The 20209-nt window shown below is 64.0% G+C and carries 23 protein-coding genes; 16 read left to right on the top strand and 7 right to left on the bottom strand.

Translation table 11 applies throughout. From position 1 onward, the window contains the following. The 5 genes from rnr (at position 1) to rpmG (ending at position 4693) form a co-directional block, all read left to right on the top strand. The gene (gene rnr, locus MMAR10_RS06660) at positions 1–2265 is read left to right on the top strand and encodes a ribonuclease R (protein WP_011643220.1); all 2265 of its coding nucleotides are present in this window, start codon (positions 1–3) and stop codon (positions 2263–2265) included. Then, positions 2262–2942 carry an NUDIX hydrolase gene (locus tag MMAR10_RS06655; RefSeq protein WP_011643219.1) on the top strand — a complete coding sequence of 227 codons (681 nt, stop codon included), beginning with the start codon at positions 2262–2264 and terminating at the stop codon, positions 2940–2942. The genes rnr and MMAR10_RS06655 overlap by 4 nt, the downstream gene beginning before the upstream one ends. Position 2943: 1 nt before the next feature. Further along, positions 2944–3219, top strand: a complete 276-nt coding sequence (locus tag MMAR10_RS06650; RefSeq protein WP_041636849.1) for a hypothetical protein — start codon at positions 2944–2946, stop codon at positions 3217–3219. Between the two features lie 37 nt (positions 3220–3256). Beyond that, positions 3257–4435, top strand: coding sequence for an MFS transporter (locus tag MMAR10_RS06645; protein WP_011643218.1), 1179 nt, complete (start codon positions 3257–3259; stop codon positions 4433–4435). A gap of 90 nt (positions 4436–4525) precedes the next feature. Then, positions 4526–4693: a 50S ribosomal protein L33 gene (rpmG, locus tag MMAR10_RS06640; protein WP_011643217.1), complete on the top strand. Its 168-nt coding sequence runs from the start codon at positions 4526–4528 to the stop codon at positions 4691–4693. A gap of 49 nt (positions 4694–4742) precedes the next feature. Here the strand turns inward: rpmG and MMAR10_RS06635 are convergent, their stop codons facing one another. Then, a complete protein-coding gene (locus tag MMAR10_RS06635; RefSeq protein ID WP_011643216.1) occupies positions 4743–6107 on the bottom strand; it encodes a PleD family two-component system response regulator in 1365 nt (454 codons plus the stop codon). Positions 6108–6119: 12 nt separating this feature from the next. Beyond that, positions 6120–6485 carry a response regulator gene (locus tag MMAR10_RS06630; protein WP_041637383.1) on the bottom strand — a complete coding sequence of 122 codons (366 nt, stop codon included), beginning with the start codon at positions 6483–6485 and terminating at the stop codon, positions 6120–6122. Positions 6486–6677: 192 nt separating this feature from the next. Here MMAR10_RS06630 and MMAR10_RS06625 point away from each other — a divergent pair, with 192 nt between their 5' ends. Together MMAR10_RS06625 and MMAR10_RS06620 are read left to right on the top strand one after the other, a co-directional pair. After that, the gene (locus MMAR10_RS06625; RefSeq protein WP_011643214.1) at positions 6678–7586 is read left to right on the top strand and encodes an ROK family protein; all 909 of its coding nucleotides are present in this window, start codon (positions 6678–6680) and stop codon (positions 7584–7586) included. Continuing rightward, positions 7583–8893 (top strand): DNA polymerase IV, encoded by a 1311-nt coding sequence (locus MMAR10_RS06620; protein WP_011643213.1) that lies wholly within the window; start codon positions 7583–7585, stop codon positions 8891–8893. The genes MMAR10_RS06625 and MMAR10_RS06620 overlap by 4 nt, the downstream gene beginning before the upstream one ends. Here the strand turns inward: MMAR10_RS06620 and MMAR10_RS06615 are convergent. Then, the gene (locus MMAR10_RS06615; RefSeq protein WP_011643212.1) at positions 8841–9731 is read right to left on the bottom strand and encodes a serine aminopeptidase domain-containing protein; all 891 of its coding nucleotides are present in this window, start codon (positions 9729–9731) and stop codon (positions 8841–8843) included. The two genes, MMAR10_RS06620 and MMAR10_RS06615, sit on opposite strands and share 53 nt — an antisense overlap. A 105-nt stretch (positions 9732–9836) precedes the next feature. Between MMAR10_RS06615 and MMAR10_RS06610 the strand changes: the two genes are divergently transcribed. From MMAR10_RS06610 to MMAR10_RS06600, 3 genes are all read left to right on the top strand, one after another. Continuing rightward, positions 9837–10298 (top strand): RidA family protein, encoded by a 462-nt coding sequence (locus MMAR10_RS06610; RefSeq protein WP_011643211.1) that lies wholly within the window; start codon positions 9837–9839, stop codon positions 10296–10298. Further along, the gene (locus MMAR10_RS06605) at positions 10298–10609 is read left to right on the top strand and encodes a cupin domain-containing protein (RefSeq protein WP_011643210.1); all 312 of its coding nucleotides are present in this window, start codon (positions 10298–10300) and stop codon (positions 10607–10609) included. Before MMAR10_RS06610 ends, MMAR10_RS06605 begins: the two co-directional genes overlap by 1 nt. Before the next feature lie 162 nt (positions 10610–10771). After that, positions 10772–11518, top strand: coding sequence for a DsbA family protein (locus MMAR10_RS06600; protein ID WP_011643209.1), 747 nt, complete (start codon positions 10772–10774; stop codon positions 11516–11518). On the opposite strand, the gene MMAR10_RS06595 is transcribed toward MMAR10_RS06600, so the two are convergent. Next, positions 11515–12318, bottom strand: coding sequence for a thiazole synthase (locus tag MMAR10_RS06595; RefSeq protein ID WP_011643208.1), 804 nt, complete (start codon positions 12316–12318; stop codon positions 11515–11517). The genes MMAR10_RS06600 and MMAR10_RS06595 overlap by 4 nt on opposite strands. Before the next feature lies 1 nt (position 12319). Beyond that, positions 12320–12520, bottom strand: coding sequence for a sulfur carrier protein ThiS (gene thiS, locus MMAR10_RS06590; RefSeq protein WP_041637380.1), 201 nt, complete (start codon positions 12518–12520; stop codon positions 12320–12322). 76 nt (positions 12521–12596) lie between these two features. On the opposite strand from thiS, the gene aroQ reads away from it, so the two are divergent. From aroQ to aat, 4 genes are read left to right on the top strand one after another with little or no spacing between them, the layout of a single operon-like run. Further along, the gene (aroQ, locus tag MMAR10_RS06585; protein WP_011643206.1) at positions 12597–13037 is read left to right on the top strand and encodes a type II 3-dehydroquinate dehydratase; all 441 of its coding nucleotides are present in this window, start codon (positions 12597–12599) and stop codon (positions 13035–13037) included. Between the two features lie 21 nt (positions 13038–13058). Continuing rightward, positions 13059–13544 (top strand): acetyl-CoA carboxylase biotin carboxyl carrier protein, encoded by a 486-nt coding sequence (gene accB, locus MMAR10_RS06580; RefSeq protein WP_011643205.1) that lies wholly within the window; start codon positions 13059–13061, stop codon positions 13542–13544. Positions 13545–13569: 25 nt separating this feature from the next. Next, complete coding sequence (gene accC / locus MMAR10_RS06575) at positions 13570–14916, top strand: acetyl-CoA carboxylase biotin carboxylase subunit (protein ID WP_011643204.1); 1347 nt, start codon at positions 13570–13572, stop codon at positions 14914–14916. A gap of 30 nt (positions 14917–14946) precedes the next feature. Further along, on the top strand, positions 14947–15597 hold the full coding sequence (aat, locus tag MMAR10_RS06570; protein WP_011643203.1) for a leucyl/phenylalanyl-tRNA--protein transferase: 651 nt from the start codon (positions 14947–14949) through the stop codon (positions 15595–15597). On the opposite strand, the gene MMAR10_RS16125 is transcribed toward aat, so the two are convergent. Both MMAR10_RS16125 and MMAR10_RS06560 read right to left on the bottom strand, forming a co-directional pair. Beyond that, positions 15564–16040, bottom strand: coding sequence for a DUF2155 domain-containing protein (locus MMAR10_RS16125; RefSeq protein ID WP_011643202.1), 477 nt, complete (start codon positions 16038–16040; stop codon positions 15564–15566). The genes aat and MMAR10_RS16125 overlap by 34 nt on opposite strands. A 42-nt stretch (positions 16041–16082) precedes the next feature. Beyond that, the gene (locus MMAR10_RS06560) at positions 16083–16499 is read right to left on the bottom strand and encodes an NADH:ubiquinone oxidoreductase subunit NDUFA12 (RefSeq protein WP_011643201.1); all 417 of its coding nucleotides are present in this window, start codon (positions 16497–16499) and stop codon (positions 16083–16085) included. Positions 16500–16654: 155 nt separating this feature from the next. On the opposite strand from MMAR10_RS06560, the gene MMAR10_RS06555 reads away from it, so the two are divergent. Next, positions 16655–19591, top strand: a complete 2937-nt coding sequence (locus MMAR10_RS06555; RefSeq protein ID WP_011643200.1) for a ribonucleotide reductase-like protein — start codon at positions 16655–16657, stop codon at positions 19589–19591. Between the two features lie 73 nt (positions 19592–19664). Further along, entirely contained in the window at positions 19665–20153 is a 489-nt protein-coding gene (locus tag MMAR10_RS06550; protein WP_011643199.1) for a pentapeptide repeat-containing protein, read from the top strand. Positions 20154–20209: the final 56 nt, after the last annotated feature.

Below are 20209 nucleotides of genomic sequence, written 5' to 3'. Positions count from 1 at the left end.
ATGGCCGGCAAGACTGAGTTTGATGCCGGCCTGACCCGCGAGGCGGTCATTGATGCCGTCCGCGAGGGTGGTGGCGAGTTTGGAAAGCGTGAACTGGCACGGGCGATGTCCCTGAAAGGCAGCGATGCCAAGCGGGCGCTCAATGACGCTCTCGCCGCCCTGACCGAAGATGGCACCCTGACCCGCTCCAACAGCAAGACCTACTCGCTTCCCGGCGCCCTGCCAGCGGTTTGCGTCGTACAGCTGATCGGTCGTGACAATGACGGCGAGCTGCTGGCCGAACCAGTCCGCCCGGACCGCCACGCGCCCATGATCCGCCTGGCCCCCGGCGAAGGCGCCGGCGGCAAGGGCACGCCCGCCATCGGCATTGGCGACAAGGCGCTGGTCCGTCTCGCCCTGCAGGAAGATGGCAGCTACCAGGCGCGGCTGATCAAGAAGCTCGGCCAGAGCGCGCACAAGCTGTTGTGCATGCTGCGCAAGCCGCAATCGGGACCCTTCCGTCTGCTGCCGGTCGACCGGCGCTCGCGCCATGAGCTGGTGCCGGCGAAGGGCGAGGCTGAAAAGGCTCACGATGGCGATCTGGTCCTGTGCGAGATCGCCAAGGAACGCCGGCATGGCCTGAAGACCGCCCGGATTGTCGAGGTCGTCGGCGATGCCAGCGCGCCAGGCGCCGGCAGCCTGATCGCGCTTTATTCGCATGGGGTTCCCCAGGGATTTTCCGAGACCGAGCAGCGTGAGGCCGACGAGGCCCCGACGGCACGGCAGGGCAAGCGCGAAGACCTGCGCGCCCTGCCCCTGATCACCATCGACCCTGACGACGCCAAGGACCATGACGACGCCGTCTGGGCCGCGCCTGACGATGATCCCAAGAACCCCGGCGGCTGGCAGGTCATCGTCGCCATTGCCGATGTGGCGGCCTATGTGACACCCGGCAGCGCGCTCGATCGCGGCGCTTTCAAGCGTGGCAATTCGGTCTATCTGCCGGACCGCGTCGTGCCGATGCTGCCCGAACGCCTGTCCAACGATCTTTGCTCATTGCGCGAGAAGGAGGACCGGCCCTGCCTGGCGGTCCGGATGGTGTTCGACAAGTCCGGCAACAAGCGCTCGCACACTTTCATGCGTGGCTGGATGCGCTCGGCCGCCAAGCTCTCCTACACACAAGCCCAGGACGCCATTGACGGCCGCGATGGCGGTCCGGCGAATGCGCTGCTCGACGACGTGCTCAAACCCTTGTGGGGCGCCTATTTCGCCGCCCGGGAAGCGCGTGGTCGCCGCGAACCGCTGGAGATCGACGCACCGGAGCGCCGGGTCCGTGTCGGCGAGGATGGTCAGGTGATCGGGGTGGAAACCCGCCAGCGCTTCGACGCCCACAAGCTGGTCGAGGAGTTCATGATCCAGGCCAATGTCTGCGCCGCGGAAACGCTGGAGCAGAAACGCACGCCGCTGATCTATCGCGTCCACGAGCCGCCCTCACGCGAGAAGATCGACGCGCTGTCCGACTTCCTGCCGACCGTCGGCATGAAATGGGCGAAAGGCAACAAGGTCGAGACCGGGCGTTTCAATCAGTTGCTCAAGCAGGCCAAGAGCTCCGAGCACTATGAAACCATCAATGTGGTGGTCCTGCGCAGCCAGTCACAGGCGGTCTATGACACCGAGAACGAGGGGCATTTCGGCCTGAACCTGCAGCGCTATGCCCATTTCACCTCGCCGATCCGACGCTATGCCGACCTGACCGTGCACCGGGCCCTGATCCGGGCGCTGGGACTCGGCGATGACGGCCAGAGCGATGAGGAACGCAGCCGCCTGACCGTGATCGCGGAAGAAATTACCCATGCGGAACGACGGGCCATGGCCGCCGAGCGTGATGCGGTCGACCGTTTCATTGCCGCCTATCTGGCCGACAAGATCGGCGCCGAGTTCGCCGGCCGGATCACCGGGGTGACCCGGTTTGGCTGCTTCGTGAAGCTGGACGAGACCGGCGCTGACGGGCTGGTACCGATCTCCCGGCTGGGCGAGGAGCGTTTCGAGCACGACGAGAAACTCCACGCCCTGGTCGGCCTGCAGACCGGATCGCGCTACCGGCTGGGCATGCCGGTCATGGTGCGCATTGATGAGGCCCAGCCGGTCACCGGCGGCCTTCTGCTCGACATGCTGACCGAGGCTGAAAAAGGCGAGCGTCCGAGCGGTCGCCGGCGTCCCAAATCCGGCGGACCACCCAATGGTCGCCGCTCCGGCAAGCCGTGGAAGAAGGGGCGACGCCGGTGAGTGACGAGCATCACCGCAAGGATATCAAGCCGATGCGCCCGCGCCTGGCGGCGTCCCTGATCCTCACCCGGCGCGAGGGCGACCGGATTGACGTGCTGATGGGGCGGCGCTCGGCCAAGCATGTCTTCATGCCCAATAAATACGTCTTTCCCGGCGGCCGGGTCGACCGGGCCGACAGCTCGGCCCCGCTGGCCCGGGACCTGGATGCGCGGGTGCTGGATGTGATGTCACGGACCATGGCGGCCACGCGGGCCCGCGCCGCGGCCGCAGCGGCGGTCCGGGAAACGGCCGAGGAAACCGGCCTTCTGATCGCCCGCGAAGCGCCTATTCGTAGCCGCCACGTCAATTGGCTGCCCTTCCGTGACGCCGGCGCCGCGCCCGATCTCGGCTCTCTCAAACTCATCACCCGTGCCATCACCCCGCCCGGTCGCACGCGCCGCTTCGATACCTGGTTCTTCACTGCCGACGCCTCGGCCCTGCTCGACGACCGGGCGCCCGAGCCGAGTGACGAGCTGGAGGATGTCCAATGGGTAACACTGGCCGATGCCCGCCAGCTGGACCTGCCCTTCGTGACCCATTTCGTGCTGGATGAACTCAAGCGCGTCCAGCCGCCGGCTCCCGAGCCTCCGCGCTGCATGCGGGCCGTGCGTGGCAAGATGGTTGTCGAGGCCTTGTGAGATGATCCGGTTTCCGACCCGCCGCCGAACTCCGCACAAGTATTATGGCTGGATTGTCGGCAGCATATGGGCGGCAATGATGGCCCTCACTTACTACGTATTCGATCTGTTCCAGGGCAGTTTCTCCACCGACAATCTCCCCCGCCATGCTATCCAGCATGGCGTTGGTGGTGTGATCGTCGGGAGCGCCCTGCACTGGTGGACATTTCGCAAATTGCGCAAGGCCCATGAGATTGGCGGGAACGACTCGGATCAGGACATCCCACCTGCCGCCTGAACAAGACGTCCGGACCGGCCAGCGCTATAGCTGAGCCATGACCAACCCGCTCACCGATCCCCGTTTTGCCAATAACCGCTCGCTGATCGCGGCGATCTGTTGTGCAGCCGTGTGTGGCATCGTGTTCGGGCTTTCCATGCCGCTGATCTCGCTGCGCCTGGAGGGCATGACCTCATCGGGTATGATTGTCGGTCTCAACGGGGCGGCGGCGGCAGCCTCGACGCTTGTCATGGCCCCGATCGTGCCACGCTTGCTGTCCCTGATGCCGGGACGCGTTCTGATCGTGATCAGCCTCGTTCTGGCCGGCACGCTGCACGCCCTCTTTCCCGTCTTTGACAATGTCCCGGCCTGGTTCGTCCTTCGCTTTGTCATGGGTTGCTTCATGACGGTGATCTTCGTGATCTCGGAGACCTGGATCAACCAGATCGCCACGCCGCTGCGTCGGGCGACCATCCTTGGCATTTACGGGACCGTGCTGTCCGGCGGCTTCGGGATCGGTGCTTTTCTCTTCGGACAGCTGGGTGCGGTCAGCAATGCCGGCTTTTTTGCCGGCGGCTTGATCTTCATGATCGGTGCGCTGCCCATCATTTTGCTGCAAGGCCCCGCCGCCCAGGCCCCGGACAAGGATGAAGCCGCACCACGCGCCATTCTGGGCGCCGCGAAAGCGGCGCCGGCGGCCATCGGGGCGGCGCTCGCCTTCGGGGCACTGGAGACTGTCCTTTTCTCCCTGGCACCGGTCTATGGCGACCGCCTCGACCTCGATGAGCATGGCATTTCCCTGGTGGCGATGGCCGCCGCGGCGGGCGCCCTCGCCTTCCAGATCCCGTTGGGCTGGATCGCCGACCGCACCGATCGCCGCGAAGCGCTGAAATGGATCGCGACGACGGCCGCCATCACCCCGCTCGCCATCTGGGCTGTCGGTGACTATCTGCCGGGCATGATGCTGCTTTTCTTCATCCAGGCCGGCGTCGCTTCCGGGCTCTACACGGTCGGCCTGGCCCTGCTCGGAGAGCGCTTCTCCGGTGGCGGGATCGCGGCGGCCAATGCGGCTTTCATCTTCGCCTATGGTGCCGGCTCGCTCTTCGGGCCGCCCGCATCGGGCACCGCCATGGATATGGTCGGACCACAGGGGCTGATGATCGTCATGGCCGGCATCGCAGCAGTCTATGCTGCGCTGGTGTGGCGGCGTGCATCGCGAACAGCCGGGAACAGTTGACAGCGGCGCTGCCGTGCGTATGTTCGCGCGCTCTCGCATCGGCACGGGGTCGATCGCGCGCACACACTATGCACCAGGACATTTAGAGCCATGGCGAAGCCGACAACCATCAAGATCCGCCTGAACTCCACGGCTGGTACGGGTTATTTCTACGTGACGAAGAAAAATGCGCGCACCATGACCGAGAAGCTCGTGCTCAAGAAGTACGACCCGGTCGCCCGCAAGCACGTCGATTTCAAGGAAGCGAAAATCAAGTAGGACGGAATTTCCGTTCGAACGGTTTTCCCCGCTCGACCATCAAGTTTTGTCAGGCCGCGGCGTTGTCCGCGGCCTGAACTTGATTCCGGCCGGCAGTCTTGGCTGCATAGAGCGCCTCGTCAGCACGCCGCAGCAGGGCATCCAGCGCCTCGCCGCGATGGGCCTGGGCGATGCCGATACTGACCGTCACCGGCACGCTTGTGCCGTCCGACAGATCAAAGCCAGAACCGTCGATACTGCTCCGCAGCCGCTCGGCCGCTATGCGCGCCTCGGCCAGCCCCGCCCCGGGCATGACAACGACAAATTCTTCGCCACCATAGCGGGCCGCCAGATCGAGCGCCCGCAGGCCGGTCTGCAAGCGGGATGAAAAATCGCGCAGGACACGGTCACCGGCATCATGGCCGTAAGTGTCGTTGATGTGCTTGAAATGGTCGATATCGGCGAGAAGCAGGGAAACCGGCGCGCCACCATTGCTGGCGCTGTCCATCGCCTGCCGCAGGCGCGACGAGATGTAACGACGATTGTGCAGGCCGGTCAGCGCGTCAGTGACCGCCATCTCCATGCCTTCATCGAGATGCGACCGCAACTGGTCGGCATAGCGCTTGCGGCGCAGCTGGGTACGAGAGCGCGCTGCCAGCTCGCCGGCATCAACCGGCCGCTGGATAATGTCATTCACGCCCAGATCGAGCGCGCGCACAGCCTGCTGGACATCCGCCGGACGAACCACAGCCAGGATCGGCAGCTGCCGCGTCGCGGCATCTGACCGGATCCGCGCGCACAGGCGCAGCCCGTCATAGCCCGGTGAGGTCAGGTCGACGATCAACAGGTCGGCGTCATTGCGGGCAGCGATGATCGCCTCGGCAGGATCGTGGGTTTCCAGGATCTCGGCCTTCGACGGAAGCGCCGCAGCAAAGCGGCAGGTCGCACGCGGGTCGGCGCTGACGACGACCACGCGGGCCGGTGCGTCGATATCGTCCTGCACATCACCGGAAATACCCGCCAACGCCGAACTGGACTCGCGGTAGCGCAGCTCATCCAGCACCTCCTTGAGCCGCAACAGGCTGCGGATGCGGGCAAACATGCTGACATCATCGATCGGCTTGGTCAGAAAATCATCGGCGCCGGCTTCAAGGCCTCGGATGCGGTCTTCGCGCTGGTCCAGCGCGGTCACCATCACAACCGGGATGTGGCGGGTTGCGGGGTCATCCTTGATCCGCGAACAGGTGTCATACCCGTCCATCACCGGCATCATGACATCGAGCAGGATCAGGTCAGGTTGTTCAGCCTTGGCCACGGCGATCGCGTCGGCGCCGTTGGTCGCTGTGCAAACCTCAAAATATTCAGCCTGGAGACGGGCTTCAAGCAGCCGGACATTGGCGGCCTGATCGTCCACGACGAGAATTCTTGCACTCATCGACGACCACCCCTAGTCAAGAAATTGACGAACCGTCTGAATGAAGGTGGCAACCGTGATCGGCTTGGACAGATAGGCCTCGCATCCGCCTTCACGAATGCGCTCCTCATCCCCCTTCATTGCAAACGCGGTGACTGCCACAACCGGAATCGCGGCCAAGCTGTCATCGTCCTTGAGCCACTTGGTGACTTCAAGGCCGGACACTTCCGGAAGCTGGATGTCCATGAGAATCAGATCGGGCGTGTGTTCACGCGCCATTTCGAGCGCCTTGAAGCCGTCCTTGGTCTGCAGGGTCTCATAGCCATGAGCCTCCAGCAGATCGTTGAACAGCTTCATGTTCAGCTCGTTATCTTCGACAATCAGGACCTTTTTGGGCATGACCTGCAGCATGTCGGTGACGCGCTTCCCGTTGTTTGCACGTATTTTATCGTGCTTGTTGAACCCCACCTGCACTAAACCCGACTTTCCTTAACCAACCATGAGTCACAGGCCACTTTTCGGGTCGCCCGGTACAAGATAAGAACAAAAGGGGGCCAATCCAATATAGCCCGCAAGACAAGGGACGACAGGATGAATCGGATCGGCATCGACCTCGGCGGGACCAAGATCGAAGCGCGCCTGTTCGCACCCGGCGGCGAGGAACTGTGTCGACAGCGTGTCGCGACCCCGCGCAACTATACGGGCACGATATCCGAGATCGAGCGCCTGGTCATGGCCATGGAGGCCAAATACGGAGCCGCGCGGGTCGGCCTGGCACATCCCGGCTCCATCAGTCCCGAAACCGGCCTGATGCGCAATGCCAATTCGGTCTGGCTCAATGGGCGCCCCTTTCGCGAAGACCTGTCGGCCCGGCTCGACCGCCCTGTCCGAACAGCGAATGACGCCAATTGCTTTGCCCTGTCGGAAGCGCGGGACGGCGCGGGCCGTGGCGCCGGGGTCGTTTTCGGTGTCATTGTCGGCACCGGAGTCGGAGGCGGCATCGTTGCCGGCGGTCAGCTCATCAATGGCACCCAGGCAATCGCCGGCGAATGGGGACACATTCCCCTGCCCTGGCCGCATAAGGACGAGCTGGATCCACCCGGCTGCTGGTGCGGCAAGACGGGCTGTCTGGAGACCTGGCTGTCCGGACCGGGCCTGGCGGCCTGCCACGCCCGCGCGCACGGCGGCGCCCTCACCGCCAACGAGGTTTTCCTCGCCGCGCGGGATGGTGATGCCGCGGCCATTGAGAGTGTGGAGCGTCACGGCGAGCGGATGGCTCGGGGCCTCGCGGTGGTCATCAACATTCTCGACCCCGACGTCATTGTCTTGGGCGGCGGCGTGTCCAATGCAGATGGACTGATCGAACGGATCAACCGCACCCTGCCTGCCTGGCTGTTCTCGGACATATGTCGCACCCGGGTCGTCCGCCATCATCACGGCGATGCCTCCGGTGTACGCGGCGCGGCCTGGCTGTGGGATGACGATGGGGCGGCACTGTGAGCGAGGCCGGCCAATCCGGTTATTGCCGCGCCTGTCTCGCGCCGCTGCCAGGCCCGGCCGACGCCTGCCCGGCCTGCGGCAGTCACAAACTGCTGCGCCATGCCGAGCTGGACACGCTGTCCATCGCCCATGTCGATTGCGATGCCTTTTTCGCGGCCGTCGAAAAGCGCGACAACCCGGCGCTCGAGGACAAGCCTGTCATCATTGGCGGCCAGAAACGCGGCGTGGTGTCGACCTGTTGCTATGTCGCCCGGCTGTATGGCGTCCACTCGGCCATGCCGATGTTCAAGGCGTTGCAGGTCTGTCCGGATGCGGTGGTGATCCGCCCGGAGCACGGCAAATACACCCGCGAGGGTTACCGCATCCGCGACATGATGAAGGACATCACGCCGCTGGTGGAACCCCTGTCGATCGACGAAGCCTTCCTCGACCTCACCGGCACCGCCCGACTGCACGGCGCCTCTCCCGCCCTCTCCCTGCTGCGGCTGCAACGCCGGATCGAGCTGGAAGTCGGCATCACCGTCTCGGTCGGGCTGTCCTTCAACAAATTCCTCGCCAAGACCGCCTCAGACCTGGACAAGCCCAACGGGTTTGCGGTGATCGGTGAGGCTGAAGCGCTCGACTTCCTCGCCCCCAGGTCCGTGCGCTCGATCTATGGCGTCGGCCCGGCCTTCGCCGCCAAGCTCGAGCGTGACGGGATCCGCACCCTGTCCGATATCCGCCGCCAGGGCGACAAGCGCATGGCCGATCGCTACGGCGATATGGGCTACCATCTCTCCCGCCTGTCACGCGGCGAGGACCGACGCTCTGTTTCGACCGATCGCGAGCGCAAGAGCGTGTCCTCGGAGACCACCTTCAACGCCGATCTGTGTGATCGGGAGGTTCTGGAAAAACACCTCTGGCGCCTGTGCGTGAAAGTCGCTGACCAGATGAAGGCCAAGGCGATTTCCGGGCAGGTTGTGACCTTGAAGTTGAAGACGTCGGACTTCCGGTCGCGAACCCGCCGCCGCACCCTGAACGAGCCCAGCCAGCTGGCCGACACCCTGTTCCGGGTCGGCCAGCAATTGCTCGAGCCGGAACTGGACGGGACACGCTTCCGCTTGATCGGGATCGGATTTTCCGGACTGCGTGACGCTGTCGGCGATGCGGGTGATTTGCTCGACCCGCAAGCCATCCGCCGCGCCACCGCCGAACGGGCGATGGACAGGGCGCGTGACAAGTTCGGCAGCGATGCGGTGGTAAAAGGGCGGGGCCTCAGTTCGAAACCGAAACCGGGCTCGAAGCCGAAACCTGGTCAAACCAGTTGAAAACCATTGGCCAGAATGCCGCGGACTCCTTCTTGAAGGCACCATGATGGTCAACGCGGTCGGCCCCGATGTCGGACGGGTCGAGCCGCAAATGCTCGGACGGCGCATTCGGATAGAGTTGCAGCAGGTCTTCAGCCGAGCGTCGGGCGCAGAGGCGGTCATCGGAAAACGTCCAAGAGCGGATCGGTGCTGTCACCGCGTCAAAATCATGCGGGGTCAGTTGATCGAGAAAAGCGCCGAAATAGTCCGGCTTCGCCGCCCATTGCCGCCATTGCAGGAAAACATCGCGCGGCAGGGCCGTCCCGCCCCAAATGCCGCCGGCCGGGATATGCCCGGTCAGAGCGAGGCATGCCGGGCCGTACAAGAGCCAGAACATCAGCGCCGAGGGGCGATAGGACAGCTCATGGGCGCCCCAAAAACCCGTCCCGACCGTGATGAAGGCGTGGGCTCTGATCCGGTCTGCATTGTCGGCAAATCCGACCAGATGCCCGCCCACCGAGTGGCCAACCGCAAGGAGCGGTCCGTCCGGCACCAGGGCTGCGGCGCGATCCAGCGCGGCGGAATAATCAAGCCGGCCCCAGTCGACGATATCCGCCTTGAAGCCCCGCATCTGCTTGGGAGCCGAGCCTGCGATGCCGCGATAATCATAGATCAGGCAGGCATAGCCGCGTTCGGCGGCGGCAACAGCGAAGCGACGATACAGCCCCTTGGGAAAGCCGGTCCCGGACGAGATCAGGACCGCGGCACGCGGATTGTCCGGTGCGATGATCCGACCGGACAACGAATAGCCGTCGCGGGCATCGAATCGGATCTCGTCTTCATGGATCAGGGTCATCATCCTTCCACCATGCCGGATGACGCGCGCGTCAAGTCAAGCGTGCAGATTGCATGGGGCCGATACGCCGCTAATCTCCCGTCGAAACGTCACTGACTGGAGCCTGACATGTCCGCCATCGACACCCGCCTCGCCGAGCTTGGAATCACCCTGCCGGAACCGGTCGCGCCGGTCGCCAATTATGTGCCCTTCGTGCAAAGCGGCAGCCAGGTCTTCATTTCCGGCCAGGTCTCGATCGGCCCGGACGGGCTGGTGAAAGGAACGCTTGGCAAGGATATGGACGTTGCCGCCGGCCAGGCCGCAGCTCGCCTGTGTGCCATCAACCTCATCGCCCAGCTCAAAGCGGCCTGCGGCGGCGACCTGTCGCGGGTGAAGTGCGTTGTGAAGCTTGGCGGCTTTGTTGCGGCGGTACCGGGCTTCACCGAGATACCGCAAGTCATCAATGGCTGTTCCGACCTGATGGTCGAGGTCTTCGGCGATGCCGGTCGCCACGCCCGATCTGCGGTCTCCTGCCCGGTCTTGCCGCTGGGTGCGGCCGTCGAGGTCGATGGCGTGTTCGAAGTCGCCTGATGAAACGCCTCCGCGCCCGCGACTTTACTGCGGACCGGGCCTGGGGTGCCGAGCGCCTTGCCCTGTTCGGCTCCACCGGCGTCAGCCTGCACTGGACCGATCGCCCCTATCGCTGGCACCGCAATACCGGCGACGAGGTCTTCGTGGTGCTCGATGGCCGGGTCGAGATGAAATATCGCGAGGACGGTGAAGAAAAATCCATGCAGCTCGAAGCCGGCGACGCCTTGACCATCGGCGATGGCGAGGAACATGTCGCCCATCCCGTGGGCGAAGCGCGCATCCTCGTGATCGAGGATATCAACAGCGAGTGACGCTGTTCTTCCGGCCATGATGTGACCCGCAAGGGGCGAATGGTGGCTGCGCCGGACACCGCAACTGCGTATCGCACCACACAATGATTTTACACACGATGCGCTCGCCGCGCGCGACCAGGTCCGCTAGATATCGCGAGATACTGATGCAAGGGGTTTTCAATGATGTTGCGATTTGCCGGGGCCTTCGCCGCCATAGTGTTTTTGATGGGCTGCCAGCAACCCGCCGCCTCCGCCCAGCTGAGCGAGCCGGAGCGTGACGAGGTTCGCGAACTGATCCGCTCCTACATCCTGGAAAACCCTGAAATCATCGAGGAAGCGCTGATCGAGCTGCAGCGCCGGGCCCGGGCCCGCGAGATGCAGTCGGTCTACGACGCTCTCTCCGCCAATGAGGCGGCCATCTACAATGATCCGCGCGACCCTCGCCTCGGCCCGGATGACGCCGAAGTCGTGATCGTCGAATTCATGGACTACAAGTGCTCCTATTGCCGGGTCGCCGCCTCCTGGGTCGAAAGCGTGCGCGAGGAATATGGCGACCGGGTCCAGATCCTGTTCAAGGAATACCCGATCCTGGGCGATGAATCGGTGGAGGCCTCGCGCGCAGCGATCGCCGCCCTGCGCCAGGGTGACGAGGTCTATGCCGCCTTCCACATGGCACTCATCCGCTCGTCAGGACCACTGCCGGGCACTCGTATCGACCAACTCGCGGCCGTCTCCGGTGTCGATGTCGCGCAGATGCGGACCGACATGGAGGATCCGGAAATCCTCGCCCATATCAACCAGGTCCGCTCGCTGGGCCGGGCCCTGAATGTGACCGGTACGCCCTTCTTCATTGTCGACGGTGTGGTCGTGCCCGGCGCCAACGAGATGGCCCTGAACGAGGCGCTGTCCGCAGCCCTGCGCGGCTAGATCAGCCCGGAGAGCGGGCTCGACGGATCGGCATAGCGCTTCTTCGGCATGCGTCCGGCGAGATAGCTTTCACGACCGGCAATGACCGCATGGCGCATCGCCCGCGCCATGCGGATCGGGTCTTTCGCTTCGGCGATGGCGGTGTTCATCAACACACCGTCACAGCCCAGCTCCATCGCCACGGTGGCATCTGACGCCGTACCGACACCGGCATCGACAATGACCGGCACCTTGGTCTGTTCGATGATGAGGCGGATATTGACCGGGTTCTGGATGCCGAGGCCGGAGCCGATCGGCGCGCCCAGCGGCATGATCGCGCAGCAGCCGATTTCTTCCAGTTTCCTGGCGTAGACCGGGTCGTCCGAGCAATAGACCATGACGTCGAACCCGTCCTTGATCAAAAGCTCGGCGGCGCGCAGCGTCTCGGCCATGTCGGGATAGAGGTGTTTGGGGTCAGACAGGACTTCCAGCTTGACCAGGTTCCAGCCGCCGGCCTCGCGGGCCAGGCGCAGCGTGCGCACGGCATCTTCGCCGGTGAAACAGCCGGCGGTGTTGGGCAGGAAGGTGTAATCGTCCGGCGAGATGAAATCGACCAGGCGCGGCTCGTCCGGATTGGACAGGTTCACCCGGCGGATGGCGACGGTGATCATTTCGGCGCCGGAGGCCTCCAGCGCCTGGGCATTCTGGGCATAGGTCTTGTACTTGCCGGTGCCAATGATCAGGCGCGAGGTGAAGGTGCGACCGGCCACAACCAGCGGCTTGTCCTCGAAGGCTGTGTCCATCGTGACTGCGTCTTCCATCTCATCCACCTCCGACAAATGCGACTATCTCGATCCGGTCGCCATCGGCGAGCGCGGTCTGCTCATATTGCGAGCGCGGCACGATGGCCAGATTGCGCTCGACGGCGATCTTGCGGCCATCAAGGCCGAGGATCGTGACGAGGCCACTCACACTGGTATCGGGCGCGACCTTGCGGCCTTCACCATTGACTGTCAGCTGCAGCATGGTCTTCGCTGGCCTTTCTCTGAGTCCCTCGTTAGACCCGTGGTAAATCCCGTAACCGCTGAAAAGCAAGGCCATGACCCAACCGATTCACATACTCAACGGTCCCAACCTCAACCTGCTCGGCACCCGCGAGCCGGATGTCTATGGCACGTTGAGCCTGAAAGAGATCGAACAGGCCTGTGCCAGGCATGCCCGTGACTTGGGGTATGAGATCCTCTTTCGCCAGTCCAATCATGAAGGCGAACTGATTGACTGGCTGCATGACGCAAACGTCAATGCGTGTGCAGTTGTTTTCAACCCGGCTGCATTTACGCATACATCCGTCGCTTTGCACGACGCAGTTCGCGCGATAGAACCTCCGGTCATCGAAGTACATTTGAGTCAGACGGCAGCACGCGAAGCATTTCGGCACCACTCCTACATCGCCCTGGCGGCACGCGGATCGATCACCGGTTTGGGTCTGCAAAGCTATCTTCTGGGCATCAACGCTGCCATCACCTCTCTTGGCAACTGACGGAACCAAAGGCCTTACATCATGAGTTCTGATTCCCGCCCCCGCTCCCCGATCAGCGCGAAACTCGTCCGCGAGCTCGCCGACATCCTCCGGGAAACCGACCTGTCGGAAATCGAAGTCGAGCGGGGCGATCTGCGCCTCAAGATCGCCCGTCAGATTACCGCAGCGCCGGTCGTCCACAGCGTGGCCGCGCCAGCCGCCGCACCGGCTGCCATCGCCGCACCCGCAGCAGCTCCCGTTGCCGCAGCGGCTCCGGCGGCCTCCGCCGATGACCCGAATGCGGTCAAATCTCCGATGGTGGGCACGGCCTATCTGCGTCCCAATCCGGATGCCGGCAATTTCGTGACCGTCGGCGACCAGGTGAAGAAGGGCGATACCATCCTGCTGGTCGAGGCCATGAAAACGTTCAACCCGATCACGGCCGAAAAATCCGGCACGGTCAGCGCCATTCTCGTCGAGGACGGGCAGCCGGTGGAATTCGGCGAACCCCTCTTCGTCCTGTCCTGACGCGACCAGCAAGGCGAGCGACGACATGTTCGACAAGATCCTGATCGCCAATCGCGGCGAAATTGCCCTTCGCGTCCATCGCGCCTGCCGCGAGATGGGCATCCGGACTGTGGCCGTGCACTCAGAGGCCGATGCCAACGCCATGCATGTCCGCCTCGCCGACGAGAGCGTGTGCATCGGACCGCCGCCGGCCAACAAGTCCTATCTCAACATACCGGCCATCATCACCGCGGCCGAAGTCACCGGCGCCCAGGCGATCCACCCGGGCTATGGCTTCCTGTCGGAGAATGCCCGCTTCGCCGAAATCGTCGAAGCGCACGGCCTCGCCTTCATCGGCCCGACGGCGGCGCATATCCGCATGATGGGTGACAAGATCACTGCCAAACAGGCCGTCATGGATGCCGGAATCCCGGTCGTCCCCGGCTCGGAAGGCGGCGTCGACACCTATGAAGACGCCGTGCCGATCGCAGAGAAGATCGGCTATCCGGTCCTGATCAAGGCGGCATCCGGCGGCGGTGGCCGCGGCATGAAGGTGGCCGAGACAGCCGCCAACCTGAAAGAAGCCATGGACACGGCCTCGACCGAGGCCCTCGCAGCCTTTGGCGACGGCACGGTCTATATTGAAAAATACCTTGGCCGCCCGCGCCATATCGAGATCCAGATCCTCGCCGACACGCATGGCAATGTGGTCCATCTGGGCGAGCGCGACTGCTCGCTGCAGCGCCGCCACCAGAAGATCCTCGAGGAAGCCCCCTCACCGGCCCTCAACGATGATGATCGCAAGAAGATCGGTGATGTCGTCCGCAGGGCCATCGAGGCGATCGGCTATCGCGGCGTCGGCACGATCGAATTCCTGTGGGAAAACGGCGAGTTCTACTTCATCGAGATGAATACCCGCCTGCAGGTGGAGCATCCGGTCACCGAGATGATCACCGGCATCGACCTGGTGCGCGAGCAGATCCGCGTCGCCGACGGCCAGAAGCTCGACATCAAGCAGAGCGATGTGACCTTTGAAGGCTGGGCCATCGAATGCCGGATCAATGCCGAGAACGCGCGCACCTTCGCGCCGTCGCCCGGCCTTGTCACCGATTTCCACGCCCCGGGCGGTCTGGGCGTTCGCCTCGATTCCGCCCTTTACGCCGGCTATTCCATCCCACCTTATTATGACAGCCTGATCGGCAAGCTGATCGTGCACGGTCGCACCCGCGAGGAAGCGCTATTGCGTCTGCGCCGGTCGCTGGAAGAAATGGTTGTCGGCGGAGTGGAAACCACGATCCCGATCTTCCTCGACTTGCTCGAGGAAGCGGATTTCGTGAGTGGCAATTACCACATCCGCTGGCTGGAAGACTGGTTGGCAAGCCGGGAGAACTGATCTCCGCTGCCGACAGGTCCGGGAGAGATCATGCGCGGCTTTGGTGCCGAGGAATTGCTCAACTGCTATGCGCGTGGCGTCTTCCCGATGGCGGAAGGCCGCGACGATCCGCGCATCTATCTCCTTGATCCGGACGAGCGGGGCATCATCCCGCTGGACCAGTTTCACGCCTCGCGCAGCCTGCGAAAGACCGTCCGCCAGGATGTGTACCAGGTGACCATCAACCAGGACTTCGAGGCCGTTGTTGCGGGGTGTGCCCAGTCGGCACCCGGTCGCGAGGAGACGTGGATCAACGAGTCGATCATACGTCTCTATTCCCAGCTCCATGACGCCGGTTACGCCCACTCAGTGGAATGCTGGTCGGGAGCGGACCTGGTTGGCGGCCTCTACGGGGTCTCACTTGGCGCGGCCTTTTTCGGCGAGAGCATGTTTTCCTTGCGCCGGGACGCGTCCAAGGTCGCCCTGGTCCACCTGATTGCCCGCCTCAGGGCTGGTGGCTACAGCCTGCTCGACACCCAGTTTACGACGGAACATCTGGAGAGTTTTGGCGCCCGCACGATTTCGCGCAGCGACTATCGCGAGCGTCTGGCTGAAGCCTTGATTTTTGAAGCCGATTTCAGCGCCTTGCCGGACGAAATTACCGGTGCTCAGGCCCTGCAATCAATCACCCAGACGTCATAGACCGGGTGCTCGAGCGGGTTCTGGGCCGGGCGCGATGCAAACATCCAACCGGAAAACACCTGCTCGCCCTCGACATCGACACCAAAGCCATCGGTGCGGCGATCATTGATCTGCAGGAAGGCATAGGTTTCCGGGGTCTCTTCAGGCGGCCGTTTCCGGCAATATTGTGCGGTAATCGACAGCGCCCCGAACTGCACCGTGTCACCGATCTCGACTTCGAAATCCCGGGTCCGCGCGGTGACCTTGTCGAGGCCACGCAGCACGACCACCGTGCCGGGCTCGGACGATAGCGGACCCCGCTGGACAGTGTTGTCGGGATCATCGCGCCGCAGAAGGTCCGCGGCATCGGTCGCGCTGTCAGAGGTTGGCTGGGTATTGTCTTGCGCCCATGACGGCGCGGCAAGGACAAGCGAGACAATCGAAGCGAGAACACAGGTTTTCATGATGCATACCCTGTCGCGGGATTGTGACGCGGTAAAGGCGAATTATGCCTCGTCCGGGGACCAAGCCTGATAGTCGCCCGTGGTGGACTGGCGACGATCGCCCACAGCCAGGGATCCGGTCGGACGATAGGCATGCACCGTTCCGGTCAGGTTGGGATGGTGATCCTTTTCCCAAGCCTGGCGGGCGAGCGGCGTGTCGGTGGGCAATTCGTCAAAGGTGTGATGCAGCCAGCCATGCCAATCGGACGGCACGCGCGAGGCATCGGCATAGCCCTTGTAGATGACCCAGCGGCGTTTCTGGCCCTGGCCATCGGGACCGGTGACGCCGGATTCCTCGAAATAGCGATTGCCGTACTCATCCGAGCCGACCTGCTTGGCACCGCGCATGCGCAGCGTCAGGAAGGTTCCCGGCGTGGCGTCTTTCCACCACACAAACAGTTTTGCGATCAGTCCGAACATTGTCAGCGGCTCCGAGTCGGTCGAGGCAGGCTTGGCTTATATGCCCTTACGCGACGGGCGGGTCCAGTGTTGAACGCGGCGGGTTTCAGGACAACTCGTCGACACGATACACTGACGCTGCGCTCGAGCGATTCGGGTCAGGAGAGGAAAGCCGCATGCAGGTCTTCGGTCGCATTGCCCAATTCATCGCCGACTCCGATCTCGGCGGTGTCCCCGAAGCCCGGCAGCTGGGCAGCATTGATGCCGATGATGGCTCATTGTCGGGATCAGATCGCGCACTGGTCGCCCCCCCCGGGTGGAGCGATACCGCGGTTCAGGGCCTGGCCGATCTGCTCGACACACCCCGCCCGCAAACCACGGAACCGCGCAAGAGTGCCAAGACAATTGGCACACTGACCCCGTCCTGCGGCATTGGCGAAGAGCGCGCGCTGGAGACCGGCATGCCTGCCGTCGCCCGTCGCCTCGCCGGCTCACTCGCCTGGTCAGCAGCCCGCCAGGGCGCTTTCACAACAGACGCGGATGCTGACCTGTTTGCCGATGAATTGTCCGCCAGCCTGACCGGCCGGCTGGTGATGCCCGATGCCGGACTGATCCGCCATGGCGGCGTTGATTGGGCCTATGGTGACCCGGCGACGTCCACCTCCGCCCGGTCAGCCCCGTTGACGATCCGGGTCAATTCGCAGCAAGCGCCCGGCCAGTTGCGACGCGTCGCCGAGACCGCCCTGCGCGCCTCCGTGCTTGATGTCGGTGCCCGGGTCACCCGTGACCGCCTGGAGGCTATCGGCGAAGCCGTGCGCCGTTGCTCCGGCGATATCGAGGATTGCTTCGACCCGCGCCGCAATGCCGCGCTTTCGCGTGCCATGCGCCGGGCCCTGAAAGACGGTGTCCCCGAAGAGGCCGTCGAACGCGCTCTCGCGCTGGCCCGCCAGGGAACCGATGACGATGCCCTGTCCGAACTCATTCCTGACCCTGTTGAGCCCCGCCCTGCGGTACTGCATGTACCGCGCGCCTTTACCCGGGCCGTGGCCGACGACGAGGCGTGGACCTTCGAACAGGATGGCGGCGTGGTCCGTGCCCGAGATTTCCGGACCGGCATCGCGCGGACCATCTGGAGTTTCGGGGGGCCATCTCTTGCGTTCAATGCCAGCCCGGAAGAAACCGGCCCGACCATCCATTTAAACCTGCCCGCCTTTTTCGGTGACGACCGGGAGTTTCAGGCCGGGATTTTCTGCGACACAGTCCGCTACTGGGCCATTGCGCTGACCTTGAGCGCCCCGAAGGGTGCCGGTTCAGCCGGCTCCATAGCCCTGACCGGGCTGGGTGCCTTGCTGATGGCCGGTGGACAGGCCTTTGGCAGCCAAGAAGCCCGCGAAACAGCCGCGGCTCTCGGTCAGCTGGCAACCCGCACCTTGCGCGACGTGGCAATGGAGACAGGTGCCGCGGCACCCGGTCTCGGCGAAACGCCTCGTCTGGACGCCTTGCCGGACAGTTTCTGCCAGCTTGCCGAATACCTGTCCAAGGCCGCTCCCCCCTTCCTGCCGAAAGCGGCCCTCGCCCGGCCTGGCCCGACCCTGATCTGCCAGACGCCGGCGTCGGAGATCGCTGGCTTGCTTGACGCGGACAGTCTGGGAGCCCTGCCGGTCCGCTCAGCTGTCACCGCCGATGCCGGCATGGCGGGTGGGCAACGCTTGCGAGACTGCGCCCGGACCGGATTGTTGACGCTTGGCTGCTCCGTGACCGATGTCGAGCGGGCCGAAGACCACGCTGCCGGCCATGGCAGCCTGCGCGGCGCTCCGGGAATCTCGCTCGAGGACTTGATGGAACGCGGCGTCCCTGTCGCCGCACTGGAACGTCTCGAGGACTCCATCGCCGAAGGTGCGTCGGTCCGCCACGCGCTCAATCGCTGGACACTGGGCGACCGGGTCTGCCGCGATGCGCTCGGCCTGACCAGCGACGTTATCGAACGTCACGGCAACGCCTTGTGCAACGCAATCGGCTACACCGAAGATGATATCCGCGCCGCAGATGCCCATGCGCATGGCACCGGCGATCTGGCCGGTGCACCGGACCTTCCGGCCCGGATCCGCGCAGTGTTCGAGACCCCGAGCCTTCAGGACCAGATGATGATGGCGGCGGCCATCGAGAACCAGATCAGCGGCTATTGCCGCATGGAGTTGTCGCTGGACGGCAATGCCACCATTGACGATGTCGCTGCGCTGATCGACCTGGGTGGCGAGCTGGGCCTGCGGGACCTCTCGATCCGCCGCACCGCCTCGGGACTGTTCGACCTGCTCCCATCCATCGATTTCGACAAGGGCGACTACGCGGCTGAAGCAGAGCCCGTCGAGCGGATCGTTGAGCGGACGGTCGAGCGGGTGGTCGAAAAGCCCGCCGCGCGCCGCAAGCTCCCGGACCGTCGCAAGGGCTATATCCAGAAAGCGACCGTCGGTGGCCACAAGGTCTATCTGCATACCGGCGAATTTGACGATGGCGAGCTCGGCGAGATCTTCATCGACATGCACAAGGAAGGCGCGGCCTTTCGCTCGCTGATGAACAATTTTGCCATCGCGATCTCGATCGGCCTGCAATACGGCGTGCCGCTCGAAGAATTTGTCGACGCCTTCGTCTATACCCGGTTCGAGCCGGCCGGTGCGGTCCAGGGCAATGACTCGATCCAGCACGCCACCTCGATCCTCGATTACCTGTTCCGCGAACTGGGCGTGTCCTATCTGGGACGTGACGACCTGGCCGAAATTTCGCCGGACAAGGCTGATCCCGGCGGTCTGGGGCGCGGAGTCGAGGAAGAAAAGCTGGCGCGGGAAGATGCCGCCAAATTCATTTCCCGAGGCTTCTCGCGCGGCCAGGTCCCTGACAATATCCTGATGTTCGCGAATGCGCCCAAGAAGGCGGCGACCGGCGGCGATGCCACAACCGGCCACTATGAGATCGAGGACCAGGCGGCCAGCGGATCAAGCTCGCGCGACATCTCCGGCTATACCGGCGCGCCCTGCCCCGAGTGCGGACATTTTACCGTGGTCGAGAACGACAATGGCGGGCAGACCTGCGACGCGTGCAACTGGAGCGGTGGCTGACCTTCTGCGGCTGGCTGGCGCGACGGCGCAGGCCTTGCACGACAAGGCGCAACAACGCTTGGAGTGCTCCACAATGGTACGGCTCATTCTTGCCCTGACCGCCCTGTTATCAACATCCGGCCATGTTCTGGCCCAGGATGCCGGACAGATTGCGCGCGTCCAGGCTGGCCAGTCCTGCGCCGGTTGCAACCTGTTCCAAGTTGAACTTGCCTATCGTGACTTGCCCGGCATCGATGTGTCAGGTGCGCGATTGCGCCAGGCCAACCTCGCCCTGGTCACCATGAACCGGGCCGACTTCAACGGGGCGGACCTGTCGATAGCCAATCTGTTCGGGGGCCGCTTTACGGGCGCAAGTTTTCGCAATGCAGACCTGCAACGCGCCAACCTGGTCGGCGCCCATTTCGGTGGAGCGGACCTGACCGGGGCCAATCTGACCGGCGCCACCCTTTCCGGAGCGGAACTGGCCGAAGCGCGCGGGCTGACCCAGACCCAGCTTTCCAGCGCCTGTGGCGATCGCTCGACCCGCCTGCCCGCCGGCCTGAGTGTCCCTGACTGCCGCTAGCACGCGGCACGACGCTCTGGTCAGCCCGACTGTCACCTCATAGGATATACCTACGG

Origin of the sequence: Maricaulis maris MCS10 (genome assembly GCF_000014745.1) — a bacterium.
Lineage (GTDB): Bacteria > Pseudomonadota > Alphaproteobacteria > Caulobacterales > Maricaulaceae > Maricaulis > Maricaulis maris_A.
Note: the sequence above shows the minus strand (reverse complement) of the source record. Positions and strands in the feature narration are given on the sequence as shown.

What these genes read in the sequence shown, in the direction of transcription:
- rnr (WP_011643220.1), top strand. Translation starts at nt 1, where the DNA reads ATGGCCGGCAAGACTGAGTTTGATGCCGGCCTGACCCGCGAGGCGGTC.
- MMAR10_RS06650 (WP_041636849.1), top strand. Translation starts at nt 2,944, where the DNA reads ATGATCCGGTTTCCGACCCGCCGCCGAACTCCGCACAAGTATTATGGC.
- MMAR10_RS06645 (WP_011643218.1), top strand. Translation starts at nt 3,257, where the DNA reads ATGACCAACCCGCTCACCGATCCCCGTTTTGCCAATAACCGCTCGCTG.
- rpmG (WP_011643217.1), top strand. Translation starts at nt 4,526, where the DNA reads ATGGCGAAGCCGACAACCATCAAGATCCGCCTGAACTCCACGGCTGGT.
- MMAR10_RS06635 (WP_011643216.1), bottom strand. Translation starts at nt 6,107, where the DNA reads ATGAGTGCAAGAATTCTCGTCGTGGACGATCAGGCCGCCAATGTCCGG.
- MMAR10_RS06630 (WP_041637383.1), bottom strand. Translation starts at nt 6,485, where the DNA reads ATGCCCAAAAAGGTCCTGATTGTCGAAGATAACGAGCTGAACATGAAG.
- MMAR10_RS06625 (WP_011643214.1), top strand. Translation starts at nt 6,678, where the DNA reads ATGAATCGGATCGGCATCGACCTCGGCGGGACCAAGATCGAAGCGCGC.
- MMAR10_RS06615 (WP_011643212.1), bottom strand. Translation starts at nt 9,731, where the DNA reads ATGATGACCCTGATCCATGAAGACGAGATCCGATTCGATGCCCGCGAC.
- MMAR10_RS06610 (WP_011643211.1), top strand. Translation starts at nt 9,837, where the DNA reads ATGTCCGCCATCGACACCCGCCTCGCCGAGCTTGGAATCACCCTGCCG.
- MMAR10_RS06605 (WP_011643210.1), top strand. Translation starts at nt 10,298, where the DNA reads ATGAAACGCCTCCGCGCCCGCGACTTTACTGCGGACCGGGCCTGGGGT.
- MMAR10_RS06600 (WP_011643209.1), top strand. Translation starts at nt 10,772, where the DNA reads ATGATGTTGCGATTTGCCGGGGCCTTCGCCGCCATAGTGTTTTTGATG.
- MMAR10_RS06595 (WP_011643208.1), bottom strand. Translation starts at nt 12,318, where the DNA reads ATGGAAGACGCAGTCACGATGGACACAGCCTTCGAGGACAAGCCGCTG.
- aroQ (WP_011643206.1), top strand. Translation starts at nt 12,597, where the DNA reads ATGACCCAACCGATTCACATACTCAACGGTCCCAACCTCAACCTGCTC.
- accB (WP_011643205.1), top strand. Translation starts at nt 13,059, where the DNA reads ATGAGTTCTGATTCCCGCCCCCGCTCCCCGATCAGCGCGAAACTCGTC.
- accC (WP_011643204.1), top strand. Translation starts at nt 13,570, where the DNA reads ATGTTCGACAAGATCCTGATCGCCAATCGCGGCGAAATTGCCCTTCGC.
- aat (WP_011643203.1), top strand. Translation starts at nt 14,947, where the DNA reads ATGCGCGGCTTTGGTGCCGAGGAATTGCTCAACTGCTATGCGCGTGGC.
- MMAR10_RS16125 (WP_011643202.1), bottom strand. Translation starts at nt 16,040, where the DNA reads ATGAAAACCTGTGTTCTCGCTTCGATTGTCTCGCTTGTCCTTGCCGCG.
- MMAR10_RS06560 (WP_011643201.1), bottom strand. Translation starts at nt 16,499, where the DNA reads ATGTTCGGACTGATCGCAAAACTGTTTGTGTGGTGGAAAGACGCCACG.
- MMAR10_RS06555 (WP_011643200.1), top strand. Translation starts at nt 16,655, where the DNA reads ATGCAGGTCTTCGGTCGCATTGCCCAATTCATCGCCGACTCCGATCTC.
- MMAR10_RS06550 (WP_011643199.1), top strand. Translation starts at nt 19,665, where the DNA reads ATGGTACGGCTCATTCTTGCCCTGACCGCCCTGTTATCAACATCCGGC.